The following is a 15081-nucleotide window of genomic DNA, read 5'->3' on the forward strand; positions in this document are numbered from 1 at the left end:
GGGATCGCTGCTGCGTGACCGTGGACCACCTTCCAATCCGGGGCCTGCGGTACCCGGGCGGACTCTTCCTCGCCCGGGCGATCCTGATGGCGCTCTGCTCCTTACTTTCGACTACTCGGTCGTACTGCTGGAACTGCGGGTACTGCTGGCGGCCCGGCCCTGCCGGGCCGCATTCCACTCGACGTGCACGCACGGCAGTTCGTGTCTGCCGTGCCCTCATCGACTTTCGAGGTACATGAGAAACAGTAGCCCTGCCGCGAACCAATGTCTACTGTGACCGCGACAGATTTTCTTCATGGCGTCCGGGCGGTTCGAACGTCAGGGCAGGGTCCACTTCTGGTTGGGGCCGGTGTGGCAGGTCCAGAGGTGGACCGGGGTGCCGTCGTTCCAGGTGCCGCCGGAGGCGTCGAGGCACTTTCCGGACCGGGGATTGCGCACGGTGCCGTCGGCCTGGGCCTGCCAGGTCTGGGCGCCGGTGCCGTTGCACGTCCACAGCTGGACCCTCGTCCCGTCGGCGCTGCCGCCGTCGGACACGTCCAGGCACTTGCCGAGGGCGCGCACGGTTCCGTCACCCGGCAGCGTCCACCGCTGGGCGCCGGTGCTGTTGCAGGTCCACAGCTGGATCTTCGTGCCGTCGGCCGTCTGGGCGTTGTCGACGTCGAGGCACTTGCCGTTGACTCCCTTCACCTCACCCGTGGACGTGCCGGGCAGGTGGTTCAGCGTGTACCACGCCTCGGTGCTCCACAGCGGCTGACCGTCGGCCGAGCTGAAGGGGCGGGGCGAGCGCACATGAACGACCCGGTCGGTCTTGAGCCCGGGGATCGTCAGCGTGACGGTCTTGCGATCGGCGGACAGGGTGGCCGACTGCGCGGTCAGCGCCTCCTCGTCGATCTTGGGGCCGCCGTAGTCGGCCGTCGGTACGTAGCGCCATTGCTTGATCTTGTACCGCTTGGCCAGTTCCGCCGCGGTCTCCGTCGACAGCGGCTGGGTGTACTCCAGCTGGAAGCCGCCGGTCACCGCGCGCATGGCCCGGATGTCGAAGGCGTTGCCGCCGTTGGGAGTCAGCTTCTGCAGACCGAAGCTGAGCTTGCCCTCCTGGCCCCAGTTGCCGCCGGCGCCCAGGCCGCCGGCGTACAGGGCGCCGTCCGGGCCCACGCTGATCCGGGTGACTCCGGCCTCCAGGCCCTGAGTGAGACGGAAGACCGCCCCTTGGTACTCGCCGCCCACCTTCTCCAGGAAGGCCCGCTGGATCCCTCCGTAGGTGACGTCACCGAAGAGCATCTGCCCGGCGAACGGCCCGTCCTTCAGCTGAAGCGGTGTGCTCGGGGAGTTCGCGATCTCGTTCTGCGGCAGCCACAGCACCGGCTTGGTGACGGGCTGGGAGTCGAACGGCCCGTCCGGGTTGGTGTAGTGGTTGAAGAACCGGCCCTGCTTGATGTGCAGCAGCTTCGAGGACGGCAGCCAGCCGCCCTGGTTGTCCGTGACGAAGATGTCGCCGTCGGGGCCGAAGCCGATGCCGTTCGGCGTGCGCAGACCGCCGGCGACGTACGACACCTCTCCGGTCGCCTTGTTCACCTTGATGGTGCTGCCGCGGTTCGGCGCGGGCTGGGGGTCGGTCGTCGCGCCGCCGTAGTTGATGGAGACCGACAGGTTCAGGTAGAAGAAGCCGTCCTTGTGGAGCAGCCCGAAGGCGAACTCGTGGAAGTTCCCGCCGAACGGCCAGGTCGCCACGCGCCGGTACTGGTCGGTGACTTCGTCCCCGTTGGTGTCGTTCAGTTCGGTCAGTTCGTGCTTCTGGGAGACGTAGAGCTTGCCGTCGACGTACTTGATGCCCATGGGCTCCTTCAGACCCGAGGCCACTTTCTTCGCCGTCACCTTGTCGGGTCCGGTGTCGCCGGTGACGTTGCTCAGCAGGTAGACCTCGCCGGCCGTGTTGTTGCTGCCGCCCCAGGTGGCGATGGCCAGACGGCCGTCAGGCAGCCAGTCCATCGCGGAGACCTGCGGTTCGAAGCCGTTCGGTCTGAGGTTGGTGAGCTTGTAGTTCGGGTGCACGCCCGTCAGCGGCAGACCGTCCCCGGGAGAGTCCGTGCCTCCCTCGCACTCTTTGCGGCCCGGCGCCGTCACGCGTACGACGCCGGCGTCCGTGCTGAGTACCGAGTTCGGTACGACGCCGAAGGCGGAGGCGCCAGGAGGCTTCCAGGCCAGCGTGAGCTGCTGGCCGCCGTCGCGCTCGAAGTGCTCGACGCGCAGCGAGTGGTGGCCGGCCGTCAGGTTGACCGTGCCTTCCTTGGGCTCAGCCCCGTGGAGGCCGTCATGGTCGATGACCACCTGGTCGTCGATCCACAGACGGGACCCGTCGTCGCTGGTCAGGCGGAAGGTGTAGCCGCCCGCCGCGGGGGCGTCGAGGTTGCCGATGACGTGGGTGACGAAGTTTGTCTCCAGACCGAACTGGTCGGCCGAGGACCAGTCGATCACCGGCATCAGCTTGTCGATGTTCGGAGTCTGTCCGGCCTTGAGGGTGCAGATCTCGTTCAGCGGCGCCTGTATGTCGAAGACGCGCAGCGTGACGCCGGGTTCCTGCGGAGGCAGGTCCGCGGCGGCCGAGTCGTCCGCCGCTCCGGGCGACGACGACAGGCCGAGGATCAGTAACGAGGCGAGGAGCGTCCCGGCCAGGCGTCCGCCCGGCCGGCGAGGGTACAGCCGTGGATACACGTGCCCTCCTGACGGTCCCTCGGGCATGAGGGACTCGATCGGGTAAGTGGGAGATCCACCGCTGCCGGGGCGCGCCGTCGCCCCGGATACGGGGGGTGAGTGCGACGGATGGGCACACCCCGAACCGGTGAGGCTTTCTCCGCCGCGCCCGACACAGTAGGGACTTCTCCTACGGCCGTCCATACTTTGTCATCGATGCGTACAAAGTCCCGGCCGGGCCAACGGGCGACTCGGGCCAGGTCGGGGCCAGTCAAGTCGCGTCACATCACGTCAGGTCAGGTCAGCTCGGGCCGGGTCGTGCTCACGCCGAGCCGGGTCACGTCACGGGCAGGCTCCGTCCGCGACGGTGAAATAGCCGACGGGCGACTCCTTGAGCGTGTGGGTGACGAAGGTGTTGTAGAGGCCCATGTTCTGGTTGGAGCCCTTGGCGTAGGTGTAGCCGCCGCTGGTCGTGGCGCGTCCCGCCTGTACGTGGGCGTAGTTGCTGGCGGTCCAGCAGGCCGCCGTGCCGCCGGTGGTCCGCCCGGTGACCGTGGCGGAGAGCGGTCCCGTCCTGCCGTCGGCGACCCGGGCGGCGACCGCGTAGGTGTGGGACGAGCCCGCTGACAGGCCGGTGTCGGTGTAGGACGTGGAGCCCGACGTGGCCAGCGCGACGCCGTCACGGTGGATCACGTAGCCGTCGGCGCCGTCGACCGCGTTCCAGCGCAGGCTGATGGTGGTGTCCGTGGCTCCCGTCGTGGTCAGGCCGGTCGGGGCGGGCAGCGTACCGGGCTCAGGGGCGGAGTCCGCCAGGCCGAAGAACTGGGTGATCCAGTAGCTGGAGCAGATCGAGTCCAGGAAGTAGGCGGCGCCGGTGCCGCCGCACTGCTGGGATCCGCTGCCCGGGTCGACCGGGGTGCCGTGACCGATGGCCGGCACGCGGTTCACCTCGACGGCCACCGAGCCGTCCGCGGCCGGATACTCCTCGTGGCGGGTGGAGTTCGGGCCGATCACGGACGTCCGGCCGGGCGTCTGGGACAGACCGTGCAGCGCGGTCCACTGGTCCCTGAGCTCGTCGGCGTTGCGCGGCACGACGGTGGTGTCCTGGTCGCCGTGCCAGACGGCCACCCGCGGCCAGGGTCCCGTCCACGAGGGGAAGGCGTCGCGCACCCGCTGGGCCCACTGGGCCGGCGTCGCCTCCACTCCGGGATTCATGCAGGTGTAGGCGCTGCTGACGTCGCCCGCGCAGCCGTAGGGCAGACCGGCGACGACCGCGCCCGCCTGGAAGACGTCCGGGTAGGCGGCGAGCATCACCGACGTCATGGCGCCTCCGGCGGACAGGCCGGTGACGTAGGTCCGCCGGGCGTCGGCACCGAAGGCGGAGACGGTGTGCGCGGCCATCTGCCGGATCGAGGCGGCTTCGCCCTGCCCCCTGCGGTTGTCGGCGCTCTGGAACCAGTTGAAGCACTTGTTGATGTTGTTGGCGGACGTGGTCTCCGCGAACACCAGCAAGAAGCGGTGACGGTCGGCGAGTTGCGGCAGACCGGAGTTGTCGGCATAGCCCTGGGCGTTCTGCGTGCAGCCGTGCAGGGCGAACACCACCGCCGGGTTCGAGGGCAGCGACGCGGGCCGGTACACGTACATGTTCAGCTGGCCGGGGTTCGTGCCGAACCCGGTGACCTTGGTCAGGCCGACCGCCGCGTGGGCGCTCGGCGCGGGACCGGCGAGGGCTCCGACGAGAACGAGGGCGACGACGGCCACGAGGCGGGACAGCCATCCCCGCCACGCGGGCTCCGCTCGGCGGGCGGGCGGCCGGTCGGGCGTGGCGGCGGGCCTGTGGGACGGCGGGGTTCCGGTTCCTCCGGGAGGCGGCGACTGCATGGCGGCTCCTTCGGTGTCGTGGCGGCCACACCGGGTCGCTCCCGTGGCGTGCAGCGGGAGAAGCGGCGTGGTGCCCGGCACCGTAAAGGTCGTTCAACATGCAACGGTATGGCGTGCGGCCCCACACCCCGCCGGCCACGATGTGCAGTCGGACAGATTGTGCTGTCCGGTGGCGTCTGCTAGCGGAACGGTCGTGAATCGGCCGACTCGGGGAGCCAGCGCGGCTCGCTGTCGGAGCCGGCCTTCGAGCCGGTCGCCGGTCGGGGTGGGCCCGCGTCGGCGAGAGCCCCGAAGGTGAGCGCGGGCCCCGTGCCCGCCGCGTCGGCTGCGCAGCCGGGCACGGCACCGGCTCCTCTCACCAAGCGCTCGCACCGCCGTCGACCGCGTAGTTGGCACCCGTGATGTATCCCGCTCGGTCGGAAGCGAGGAACGCGGCCAGCTCGACGATCTCCTCGGGGCGGGCGAAGCGCTTGAGGAGCGTCTTGCTGGTGATCGCGTCACGAGCGGCCTGGTCGTCCCCCAGGTCACGGTCGCTGGCCGGGGTGAGCACCGGGCCGGGGCTGATCGCCACCGCACGGATGCCGTGGGGGGCGCCTTCCAGCGCGAGCTGCCGCGTCATGCCGATGACATCGGCGTTGGCCGCCGTGTGCGCGACCATCGGGGGTGTCGCCCCGGCGATCAGGCCGGCCTCCGACGCGACGTTGATGATGACGCCACCGCCGCGGCGGACCAGATGCGGCCAGGTGAACTTCGACACGAAGAAGGGGGTGTCCAGTTCACCGGCAACGGTCGCCCTCCAGTCCTCCACCGAGAAGTCCGGCATGGGGCCGAACCGCTGCATCGCCGCGTTGTTGTAGACCACGTCGAGTCCGCCGTGAGCAGCGGCGGCGTCCTCCGCCAACTGCCGCACCGCGTCGGGGTCGGTGAGGTCGACCGGTGCGATGCCCGTCATCTCGCCGCCCGCGCGGCGTACGAGCTCTACGGTCTCGTCGTTGGCCTCGGCCTGGATGTCGGCGCCCACGACCCGTGCGCCCTCTCTCGCGAAGACGAGTGCCGCGACGCGCCCCATGCCTCCGGCGGTGCCGGTGATGAGCGCTACCTTGCCGTCGAGTGTTCCCATGGAACTGCTCCTGGTTCCGAGTTGCGCGGTGCGGGGGTGCACCGCGCGGGTGTGCTGGGGTGGTGCCGGCCGCCCCGGCCCCGAGTCGCGCCAGGGCCGGGGCGACGCGGGGCTACCTGCTGCTGGGGGTGACGGTGACGGGAGGCGTGGCACCACGGAGTTCGTCCAGGAACCTGCCGAAGTTCCCCTCCGACCAGTGCTCGACCGACTGGCCCTGCTTCACACGGTCGATGGAGATTCCGCTGAGCGTGACCTCGCGGCCGGAGGCGGGGATGCCGAAGACCGTGCCGGTGTGGACGCCCGTGAAGCTCCAGCGCGTGACGACCTTGTCGCCCGCCACGATCTGGTCGAGGACGGTCAGCTTGAAACCGGTGAGCCCTGCCTTGATGTTGAGGTCGCCCGCGAGCCAGGCCTCGCGGTCCTCGGGCCCGTTGAAGCCGTGCAGGACGAGGTCCTTCGAGATGTAGCGGTCGAAGCCGGCCGCCAGGTCCCCGTTGTAGCTGGCGTAGAACGCCGAGGCGACCTGCGCCGGGGAGAGGTGGTGCCGGTGGTCGGCGGCCGCCGAGGACGCGGGCTGCGGCGCCTGGCCCTGCGCCGACGCAGGGACGGTCACCGCGGTCAGCGCGGCGGCGACAGCGAGGCCCGCCACGGCCCCGATCAGCCTTCCGCGAGGCCGGCGCGTGGAGGTGGAGGTGAGGGCTGATGCGCTCTCGAAGTCCTTCTGGGAAATCACGGATCACTCCTGAGGAAACGGTCGGATTCGCCGACTCGCCGTTTACTTGACGCGTCAAGCATGTGCCTCAACCTCGAAGAACGTCAAGACATTCCCAACTGGGCGCATGAATCGAAGACATCACCAACTCGCCTGCCAGGCGGGGATGCAAGGTCGATCACAGTCCTCAGATTTACTTGACTGCGCAACTACATCTCATAGTGTGGTGATCCGTCGATCACCTATGTGTGTCGTCGACGCCGGTGTCGTCCACGCCGGTGCCCGTGCCGGCCGCTCGGACCGGAACCCCCACCTGAAGAAGGACAGAAGCATGCCCCACGTCATCACCGACACCCAGCGCGATCGCTCCTGGGCCGCGGCCACTCTCGCCCGACCAGGCACTGGCCGGCACCGGGGCAAGTGCGCCGACGAGGACTGCCGCACGACGGACGGTGCTCCGTGCCCGGGACATGGGCGGCACCGCAGACTCGCGCGTCCCGCCCCGGTTTCGGCGCCCGAGAATTCCGGCCGTCCCGGCAGCGGATCGGCGCAGCCATCGACGGGCATCGACGGCGCGGTGCCCGGTCGGGAGCACCGGACCGGTGACGGGTTCGCGGCCATCGAGGCGCACACGCCGCACGAAGTGCACTGATCCACGTGCGCGGCCCGGCCCGCCGGAGTCATCTCCGGTGGGCCGGTCGCGCCCGAGCGGCTCTGTCAGCCGGTGCGCGCGCCGCTCACCGCTCGGCCGTGCTCGGTCTCCGGGAACCGGTCGAGCATGGCGCGCAGTTTGTCGGCATCGACATGGGCGCCGAAGGGCTCGGTGCCGGGCTGCAGCCGTACGCCGTCGGCGAGGGAGCCGGCGACGACCGGATCGAAGCCGAGCGCCTGGACGAGGTGGGCGGCCGTGGCGGTGTCCTCGGGGTGGTCACCGGCGATGGCGATCGCCTTGCGGCCGGCGCCTCCGGCGGGCCGTGCCTCGTCCTCGAGGTCGTGGTAGCCCATGTGGTTGAACGCCTTGACCACGCGGGAGTCCGGCAGGAACGCCTGGACGATCCCACTGGTGGAGGTGCGTGGGTCGGTGAAGTCGTCGCGTATGCCGTCGACCTCCCACCAGTAGTTCATGGCGTCGAGGACCAGTCTGCCCCGCAGCGCGTCCACCGGGATGGTGCGGTACTTGCCCAGGGGCAGGGCCAGGATCGCCACGTCGGCCCCGGCGGCGGCCTCGGCCGCGGTGACCGCGACCGCGCCGGGGGTGAGGATCTCCACGGTGAGAGCGACGGCGTCCGCCTCCCCCGAGCCCGCGATCAGCACGCGATAACCCGCCTTCAGGGCGAGCCGGGCCAGTACGGTGCCCACCTTCCCGGCGCCCAGGATTCCGATCGTGCGCACGTCTGTGATGTCCATCGGTTCTCTTGGCTCTCTTGGCTCTCTTGGTTCTCTTGGTTCTCTTGGTTCTTTTTCGGTCCTCTTCGGCTTCCTTCGGCTTCCTCCCGCTTCCTTCAGGTCAGCCGGTCAGGATGTCGTGCACCAGGGGGATCACCTTCGTGCCGTACAGCTCGACGGCGCGGAGGCGGGCACCGGTCGGCAGCGCTCCCGCGGTGTAGAGGAGGTCGAACCGGCCGACGCCGAGCTTGCGTACGACCCGGGCGATCTTCCGGGCGACCGTCTCGGGTGAGCCGATGTAGAGGGAGCCGTGGCCGATCTCCGCCTCGTACTCGTCCCGGCGCAACGGGGGCCAGCCGCGCAGCGCGCCGATGCGGTCGCGGATCTCCCGGTACGGCTGCCAGTACGCCTCCCGGGCCTCTTCGTCGGTGTCGGCGACGAAGCCCGGCGAGTGCATGCCCACCGGGTGGGCGGTCGTGCCGAACTGGGCCGTCGCGCGCTGGTAGAGGTCGACGTAGGGGATGAAGCGTTCCGGGGAGCCGCCGATGATCGCGAGCATGAGCGAAAGGTCGTGGCGTGCGGTGCGGACGACGGACTGCGGCGAGCCGCCGACGCCGACCCAGGTGGTCAGGTGACCCGACTCGGTCCTGGGGAAGACCTCGGCGTTCTCCAACGGGGCCCGCACGGTGCCCTTCCAGGTGACGGGTTCTTCCTTCAGCAGTCGCACGAACAGGTCGAGCTTCTCCTCGAACAGCACCTCGTACCGACTCAGGTCGTAGCCGAAGAGGGGGAACGACTCGGTGGAGGAGCCGCGGCCGAGGATGACCTCGGCGCGGCCGCCGGACAACGCGTCGACCGTCGCGAAACGCTGGAACACCCGTACCGGGTCGTCCGAGCTGAGCACGGTCACGCCCGAGGACAGGCGGATGCTCCGGGTGCGCGTGGCGATGCCGGCGAGCACGGTCTCCGGGGTCGACACCGCCCACTCGGGGCGGTGATGCTCGCCGACGGCGAGCACGTCGACGCCGGTCTCGTCCGCGAGAACGGCTTCGTCGACGACCTGCCGGATCGCCGCGGCGTGACTGAGCGGGACGCCGGAGTCGTCGACGGGCACGTCGCCGAACGTGTCCAGGCCGAGAACGAGGTCAGACATGGGCGGGCTCCTTGGTGAGCAGTTCCCGCACGCGTGGGGCGACTTCGCGGCCCAGGAGTTCGATCGTGCGGGCGCGGGCCTGGCGAGGCAGGTGCAGGATGTCGTACTTGAGGTCGAAGCGGCTCAGCCCGAGGTCGCGGGCGGCCTTGGCGATCTTGTGGGCGACGGTCTCCGGAGAGCCGACGTAGAGCGCGCCGTCGGCGATCTCCGCCTCGTAGCGCTCACGGGTCGGCGCGTAGAAGCCTCGTTCCCCGGCCAGTTGGCCCACGACGGGCTGCCAGTACCGCCACCAGATCTCGGCGGCCTCCTCGTCGGTGTCCGCGATGAGACCCAGGGAGTGCTGGCCGACGGGTCGCGGGTGATGTCCGGACTGTTTCAGGGCCCGTTGGTAGAGCTCGACCTGGCCGGCGAAACGCCGCGGGTGTCCTCCGACGACGGCCAGCATCAGGGGCAGACCGTGGCGGGCGGCGCGCATGACCGAGCTGGGGCTGCCGCCCACACCGATCCAGGTGGGGATTCCGCCCGGCCGCATCCGGGGACGCAGGCGCTGCTCGACGAGTGGGGCCCGGTGGAGCCCGGACGACGTCACCGCCTCCTCCCGTTGGAGGCGCATGAAGAGTTCCAGTTTCTCGTCGAAGAGCTGCTCGTAGTCGGTGAGGTCGTAGCCGAACAGCGGGAACGAGTCGGTGGCGGAGGCACGTCCCAGTACGAGCTGGGCGCGGCCGCCGGAGACGGCGTCCAGGGTGGAGAACGCCTGATAGAGCCGTACGGGGTCGTTGGTGCTCAGCACGGTCACGGAGGTGCCGAGGCGGATGTGGTCGGTGGCCGTGGCGAGGGCGGTGAGCAGCACGGGAGTGGCGCTGTCGACATGCCCCGCCCGGTGGTGTTCTCCGGCGCTGAAGACGTCGATGCCGGAGGCCTCCGCGAGCGCGGCCTCCTCGACCAGCAGCCGTAGGGTCTCGGCGTCGGAGAGGACGCGGCCGTCATCGGTCGCGACCTCTCCGAAGGTGTTGAGCCCGATCTCGAAGGTGGTCGCCGTCATGGTGTCCTTCCCCAGGCGGCTACCGAACGGCCGGACCGTCCGGACTATTAATTGACTCGTCAAGCATCTATGAAGATGCTTGACGAGTCAATCGGGAGGGTGTCAGTGACGGGTCCGCGAGGCAGGGCATATCCCACGAGTGAGGAATTGCGGATCTGGCGGGACTTCATCGAGACCGCACAAACGCTCCGCGCCGAGCTCACCGCGCGCCTCCAGTGACGCCCAGCGACGAAGGCGCCGAGGCCTTCCGGGCCGCGGCCCTTCCGCACCTGCGCGCGATCCGGGAGCTGTTCCTCGACCCGCTCACGGAGCAGCAGATCGCCGCCGCGGGCGATGCCGCGGCAGCACTGCGTGCATGGACGGAGTTACACCGGAACCGCTGAACCGGGGGCGGGCACCCCGACGGTGGCCGGACGGCGACGTTCGAGCCCAGGGGCCGCCGCCGCCCGCGTCACGAATAACCAGACACTTGCCCAGTCAAGCATGTTGCGCGAAATGCAGACCACCCCTGGATCGCATCCGAGAAGGGACCTTGAAACCCTCGTCAGACATCTTCGCCGCCGCATCTCGTTCATTGCTTGACAGCACCCAGTGTTGTCGACCGGCCGCCCGCGCTCGTCCGTATCGTCGAGCACTCCGCGCGCCTCCTCGGCGTCCAGTCCCGCCTCGACGGCCGCGTCGGTCAGGGTCCGGCGGTCGCGGACGGACCACTCCTCCGCGAAATCGACCCGGAAGGCGATACGTACGCCGAACAGGGGCGGGCCGGCGAGCGCCCGGCCGCCGAACCGGGTGCGAGCGGCGTGCCGTTCTTCGTGCTGGACCGGCGCTACGGGGGTCCAAGGCGTCCAGTCGCCCGAAGCGTTCACCCGGGCCCTGCAGCAGGCCTGGACCGACCGGCCGGCGGCTTGAGCGAGTGAGCCGAGGGGCGTCGTGCGCGAGGAGTGAGCGACGCCACCGTAACCTGCTTGACAGGTGACGACGGCAGTGCCAAACTCGTCACCACTTGAACAGGTGACGCACGTCGATGCGGCACCTCCGGCCAGGAGAGCGAAAGCGCAATGGACCTGAAACTCGAAGTTGTGGTGCTGCCTGTTTCCGACGTGGACCGGGCCAAGACGTTCTACGAGGCGCTGGGCTTCCGCCTGGACGTCGACTACGTCGCCGACGACAGCTACCGGGTGGTGCACCTGACGCCGCCCGGCTCGCAGAGCTCGATCCTCTTCGGCACCGGTGTGACCACGGCGGCACCGGGGTCGGTGCAGGGACTTCACCTCGTCGTGGACGACATCGAGGAGGCTCACGCCGACCTCGCCGCCCGCGGTATCGACATCGGCGAGATCTTCCACGACGCGGGCGGGGTCTTCCACCGCGGCACGGAGGAGGGCCGGGTCAGCGGTCCGCACCCGACGCGCGCCAGCTACGGCTCGTTCGCCGCGTTCAGCGACCCGGACGGCAACGGGTGGGTGCTCCAGGAAGTGACCACACGCCTGCCCGGTCGCTGACGGCGAGCCGGCACCAGCACCGCAGGCCGGCCCGCGCTACCGGACCGCGCCACGGAACCAGTGACAGGAGCAGTGATGGAAGGGACTCCCCGCACCTACGACGTGGTCGTCATCGGCGCCGGCCCGGTCGGCGAGAACGTGGCCGACCGCACCCGCGCCGCCGGCCTGAGCACCGTGATCGTGGAACGTGAGCTGCTCGGCGGGGAGTGCTCCTTCTGGGCCTGCGAGCCCAGCAAGGCGCTGTTGCGGCCCGTGGTGGCCCGTGCCGACGCCCGCGGTGTGCCCGGACTGAACCGGGCGGTGGACGGGCCGCTGGACGCGGCCGCGGTCCTCGCCCACCGTGACGAGCTGGCCAACCACTGGACGGACGGCGACCAGGTCGACTGGCTCGACTCCGTCTCCGTCGACCTCGTCCGCGGTCACGGCCGGCTCACCGGTCCTCGGCAGGTGTCGGTGCACACCGGCACCGGCGGGGTCGTCCACCTCACGGCACGGCACGCCGTCGTGCTCAGCACCGGCACGGGCACCGCCTGGCCCGACATCCCGGGACTCGACGCCGTCCGCCCCTGGACGAACCGCGAGGCCACCAGCGCCGACCGGGTCCCGGACCGGCTCGCGGTGGTGGGCGGCGGTGTGGTGGCCGTCGAGCTGGCCACCGCGTGGCAGGCGCTCGGTTCGCAGGTGACCCTGCTGGTCCGTGGTGGCGGGCTGCTGGCGAGGATGGAACCGTTCGCCGGCGAGCTGGTCGCCGAGGAACTGCGCGCAGCCGGTGTCGGCATACGACTGAAGACCGAGGTCGCCTCGGTGACCCGCGAAGGCGGCCCCGACGGCGAGGTGCGCATCGTCCTCACCGACGGCGAAGAGCTGTCCGCGGACGAGATCCTGGTCGCCACCGGCCGAGCCCCGCGGACCACCGACGTCGGGCTCGAGACGGTCGGCCTGACTCCCGGCGACTGGCTCGCCGTCGACGACACCTTCCGGGTCACGGCGGTGGCCGACGGCTGGCTCTACGCCGTGGGAGACGTCAACCACCGGGCGCTGCTGACCCATCAGGGCAAGTACCAGGCCCGGATCGCCGGGGCCGCCATCGGCGCCCGCGCCAAGGGTGAGCCCCTCGATGTCACCCGGTACGGCGCGCATGTCGCGACCGCCGACCACACAGCCGTACCCCAGGTCGTCTTCAGCACGCCAGAGATCGCCTCGGTCGGCCTGACCACGCAGGAGGCGCGGCGGACCGGGCGCCGGGTGGAGGTGGTGGACTACGACCTCGGCCGTCTCGCGGGGGCGCACCAGTACACCCACGGCTACCGCGGCCGGGCGCGCATGCTGGTCGACCCCGACCGCGGCACCGTCGTCGGCGTCACCTTCGCCGGCCCCGGCGTCGCGGAACTGGTCCACTCGGCCACGATCGCCGTCGCCGGGGAAGTACCGGTCGAACGGCTCTGGCACGCCGTACCGGCTTTCCCGACGCTGGGCGAGGTGTGGCTGAGGCTGCTGGAGACGTACCGCGACGGCGGCTGACCCGCGGGCCGTCGTCAGCGGGCGCAGTCGTGCCGCAATCGCGGCGCACCCGCCCGGCATGAAGCCGCGGGGTGAACCCGCACCGGTTCACCCCGCGACCGCGGCCCGTGGTGGCGGGCCGCTTCACCGCACTACGGCGGTCAGGTCTGCGCGCGCTTCGGCAGCCGCCAGTTCGGGCGCGGGAAGTGGCAGGTGTAGCCGTCCGGGTAGCGCTGGAGGTAGTCCTGGTGCTCCGGCTCGGCCTCCCAGAACGGGCCCGCCGGTACGACCTCGGTCACCACCGGCCCGGGCCACAGCCCCGACGCCTCGACGTCGGCGATGGTGTCCAGCGCGATGCGCCGCTGCTCGTCGTCCAGGTGGAAGATGGCGGAGCGGTAGCTGGCCCCGATGTCGTTGCCCTGCCGGTTCGCCGTGGTCGGGTCGTGGATCTGGAAGAAGTACTCCAGGATCGCGCGGTAGTCGGTGACGGCCGGGTCGAAGACGATCTCGATCGACTCGGCATGGTTCCCGTGCCTGCGGTAGGTCGGACGGGGCAGATCGTCGTCGCCGCTGTAGCCGACCCTGGTGCGGGTCACGCCGGGGAGCTTGCGGATCAGTTCCTGCATGCCCCAGAAGCAGCCGCCTGCCAGCAGCGCCGTTTCCTCAGTCATCACTCATCGCCCTTCTTCTCCCCCGGCAGCCGAGGGAGACCTCACATCCACTATGCCGCACATTGCATCACCGGTCAAATAGGTGATGCTATCACTTCGCGGGCTTGACCCACTCGTCCACGCACCTCCAGTTGTAACCTGCTTGACGGGTGACTCGTTGCGTGAAAGCGTCATCTCGGCCCGTCCCGAGGCGGCGACCTCCGCCGGACTCCCGGCCCCGCATTCAGCCTCAGCCTCAGCCCCACTCTCAGCCCAGCACGGAGGGTTCACATGATCAGCAGGCGCACGTTCAACAAGGCCGCCGGCCTGGGCACAGGAGCTGCCGCGGTCTCACTGACCGCCCTCCAGGGCATCCCGAGCGCATCCGCCGCGTCACGCGGATCCGGCGCCGACTCCGCGCCGGCTGTCCCCGCGGTGACCCCCGGCACCCACACCTCGTTCGCCAGGCTGAAGCAGGTCCGGGCGGGGGTGCTGGACGTCGGGTACGCCGAGCTGGGTCCCGCGCACGGCCCTGCCGTCATCTGCCTGCACGGCTGGCCCTACGACATCCACAGCTTCGTCGACGTCGCCCCGCTGCTGGCCGAGCAGGGCTACCGCGTGATCGTCCCCTACCTCCGCGGCCACGGCACGACGAGCTTCCTGTCCGCGCGCACGTTCCGCAACGCACAGCAGTCGGCGGTCGCGCTCGACATCATCGCCCTGATGGACGCCCTCAAGATCGAGCGGGCCGTCCTCGCCGGCTTCGACTGGGGTTCGCGGACCGCCGACATCATCGCGGCCCTGTGGCCCGAGCGCGTCACAGGGCTGGTGTCGGTGAGCGGATACCTCATCACCAACCTCGCCGCGCAGCAGAAGCCGCTGCCACCCGCGGCCGAACACAACTGGTGGTACCAGTACTACTTCTCCACCGAGCGGGGTCGCCTCGCCATGGAGGACCCGCGGAACCGGCGCGAGCTGTGCCGGTTCGTCTGGCAGACCGTCTCCCCCACCTGGCAGTTCGACGACGCCACCTTCGAGCGCACCGCCACCGCGTTCGAGAACCCCGATCACGCGGCCATCGTGATCCACAACTACCGCTGGCGGCTCGGGCTCGCCGACGGGGAACAGCGCTACGACCGCTACGAGCAGGTGCTCGCCACCCGGCCCGTCATCGAGGTGCCCACCATCACCCTCGACCCCGAGCGCGACCCGTTCACCGCGCCCGGCAACGGCGCTTCGTACCGCGACCGATTCACCGGCGCCTACGACCACCGCACGCTGTACGGCATCGGCCACAACGTGCCGCAGGAGGCACCCTCCGCCTTCGCTCAGGCCGTCGTGGACGTCGATCGGCTCTGACGGCCCTGATGCTTCTGACGACTCTGGTGACTCTGATCACTCAGATGACTCTGATGGCCGGCCCTGACCGGCACAGACAGTGACG

At 70.2% G+C, this 15081-nt stretch carries 11 protein-coding genes and 1 pseudogene; 4 read left to right on the forward strand and 8 right to left on the reverse strand.

Annotation, left to right across the window (positions count from 1 at the left end):
- Positions 1 to 318 precede the first annotated feature (318 nt).
- The 7 genes from ABT232_RS11865 to ABT232_RS11895 all read right to left on the reverse strand — a co-directional run bounded on the left by ABT232_RS11865 (position 319) and on the right by ABT232_RS11895 (position 9985).
- Positions 319 to 2712 (reverse strand): ricin-type beta-trefoil lectin domain protein, encoded by a 2394-nt coding sequence (locus ABT232_RS11865; RefSeq protein ID WP_351839168.1) that lies wholly within the window; start codon positions 2710 to 2712, stop codon positions 319 to 321.
- Between the two features lie 321 nt (positions 2713 to 3033).
- Positions 3034 to 4572 (reverse strand): extracellular catalytic domain type 1 short-chain-length polyhydroxyalkanoate depolymerase, encoded by a 1539-nt coding sequence (locus tag ABT232_RS11870; protein WP_351839170.1) that lies wholly within the window; start codon positions 4570 to 4572, stop codon positions 3034 to 3036.
- A 355-nt stretch (positions 4573 to 4927) separates the two neighbouring features.
- Complete coding sequence (locus ABT232_RS11875) at positions 4928 to 5692, reverse strand: SDR family NAD(P)-dependent oxidoreductase (RefSeq protein ID WP_351839171.1); 765 nt, start codon at positions 5690 to 5692, stop codon at positions 4928 to 4930.
- 112 nt (positions 5693 to 5804) lie between these two features.
- Positions 5805 to 6425: an ester cyclase gene (locus ABT232_RS11880; RefSeq protein WP_351839173.1), complete on the reverse strand. Its 621-nt coding sequence runs from the start codon at positions 6423 to 6425 to the stop codon at positions 5805 to 5807.
- A gap of 696 nt (positions 6426 to 7121) precedes the next feature.
- Positions 7122 to 7811 carry an NADPH-dependent F420 reductase gene (locus ABT232_RS11885; protein WP_351839175.1) on the reverse strand — a complete coding sequence of 230 codons (690 nt, stop codon included), beginning with the start codon at positions 7809 to 7811 and terminating at the stop codon, positions 7122 to 7124.
- A gap of 100 nt (positions 7812 to 7911) precedes the next feature.
- Positions 7912 to 8943, reverse strand: a complete 1032-nt coding sequence (locus ABT232_RS11890; RefSeq protein ID WP_351839177.1) for an LLM class flavin-dependent oxidoreductase — start codon at positions 8941 to 8943, stop codon at positions 7912 to 7914.
- Positions 8936 to 9985: an LLM class flavin-dependent oxidoreductase gene (locus tag ABT232_RS11895; protein ID WP_351839179.1), complete on the reverse strand. Its 1050-nt coding sequence runs from the start codon at positions 9983 to 9985 to the stop codon at positions 8936 to 8938. Before ABT232_RS11895 ends, ABT232_RS11890 begins: the two co-directional genes overlap by 8 nt.
- 725 nt (positions 9986 to 10710) lie before the next feature.
- Between ABT232_RS11895 and ABT232_RS11900 the strand changes: the two are divergent.
- The 3 genes and pseudogenes from ABT232_RS11900 to ABT232_RS11910 all read left to right on the forward strand — a co-directional run.
- Positions 10711 to 10894: pseudogene (locus ABT232_RS11900) on the forward strand (DsbA family oxidoreductase); the annotation flags it as partial.
- A gap of 149 nt (positions 10895 to 11043) precedes the next feature.
- Positions 11044 to 11487, forward strand: coding sequence for a VOC family protein (locus tag ABT232_RS11905; RefSeq protein WP_351839180.1), 444 nt, complete (start codon positions 11044 to 11046; stop codon positions 11485 to 11487).
- 75 nt (positions 11488 to 11562) lie between these two features.
- On the forward strand, positions 11563 to 13008 hold the full coding sequence (locus ABT232_RS11910) for a dihydrolipoyl dehydrogenase family protein (protein WP_351839181.1): 1446 nt from the start codon (positions 11563 to 11565) through the stop codon (positions 13006 to 13008).
- Between the two features lie 140 nt (positions 13009 to 13148).
- Here ABT232_RS11910 and msrA read toward each other — a convergent pair whose 3' ends face one another.
- The gene (gene msrA, locus ABT232_RS11915) at positions 13149 to 13658 is read right to left on the reverse strand and encodes a peptide-methionine (S)-S-oxide reductase MsrA (RefSeq protein ID WP_351839182.1); all 510 of its coding nucleotides are present in this window, start codon (positions 13656 to 13658) and stop codon (positions 13149 to 13151) included.
- 270 nt (positions 13659 to 13928) lie between these two features.
- On the opposite strand from msrA, the gene ABT232_RS11920 reads away from it, so the two are divergent.
- Positions 13929 to 14996 carry an alpha/beta fold hydrolase gene (locus ABT232_RS11920; RefSeq protein WP_351839184.1) on the forward strand — a complete coding sequence of 356 codons (1068 nt, stop codon included), beginning with the start codon at positions 13929 to 13931 and terminating at the stop codon, positions 14994 to 14996.
- Positions 14997 to 15081: the final 85 nt, after the last annotated feature.

This window comes from Streptomyces sp. NPDC001532 (assembly GCF_040298625.1).
GTDB lineage: Bacteria > Actinomycetota > Actinomycetes > Streptomycetales > Streptomycetaceae > Streptomyces.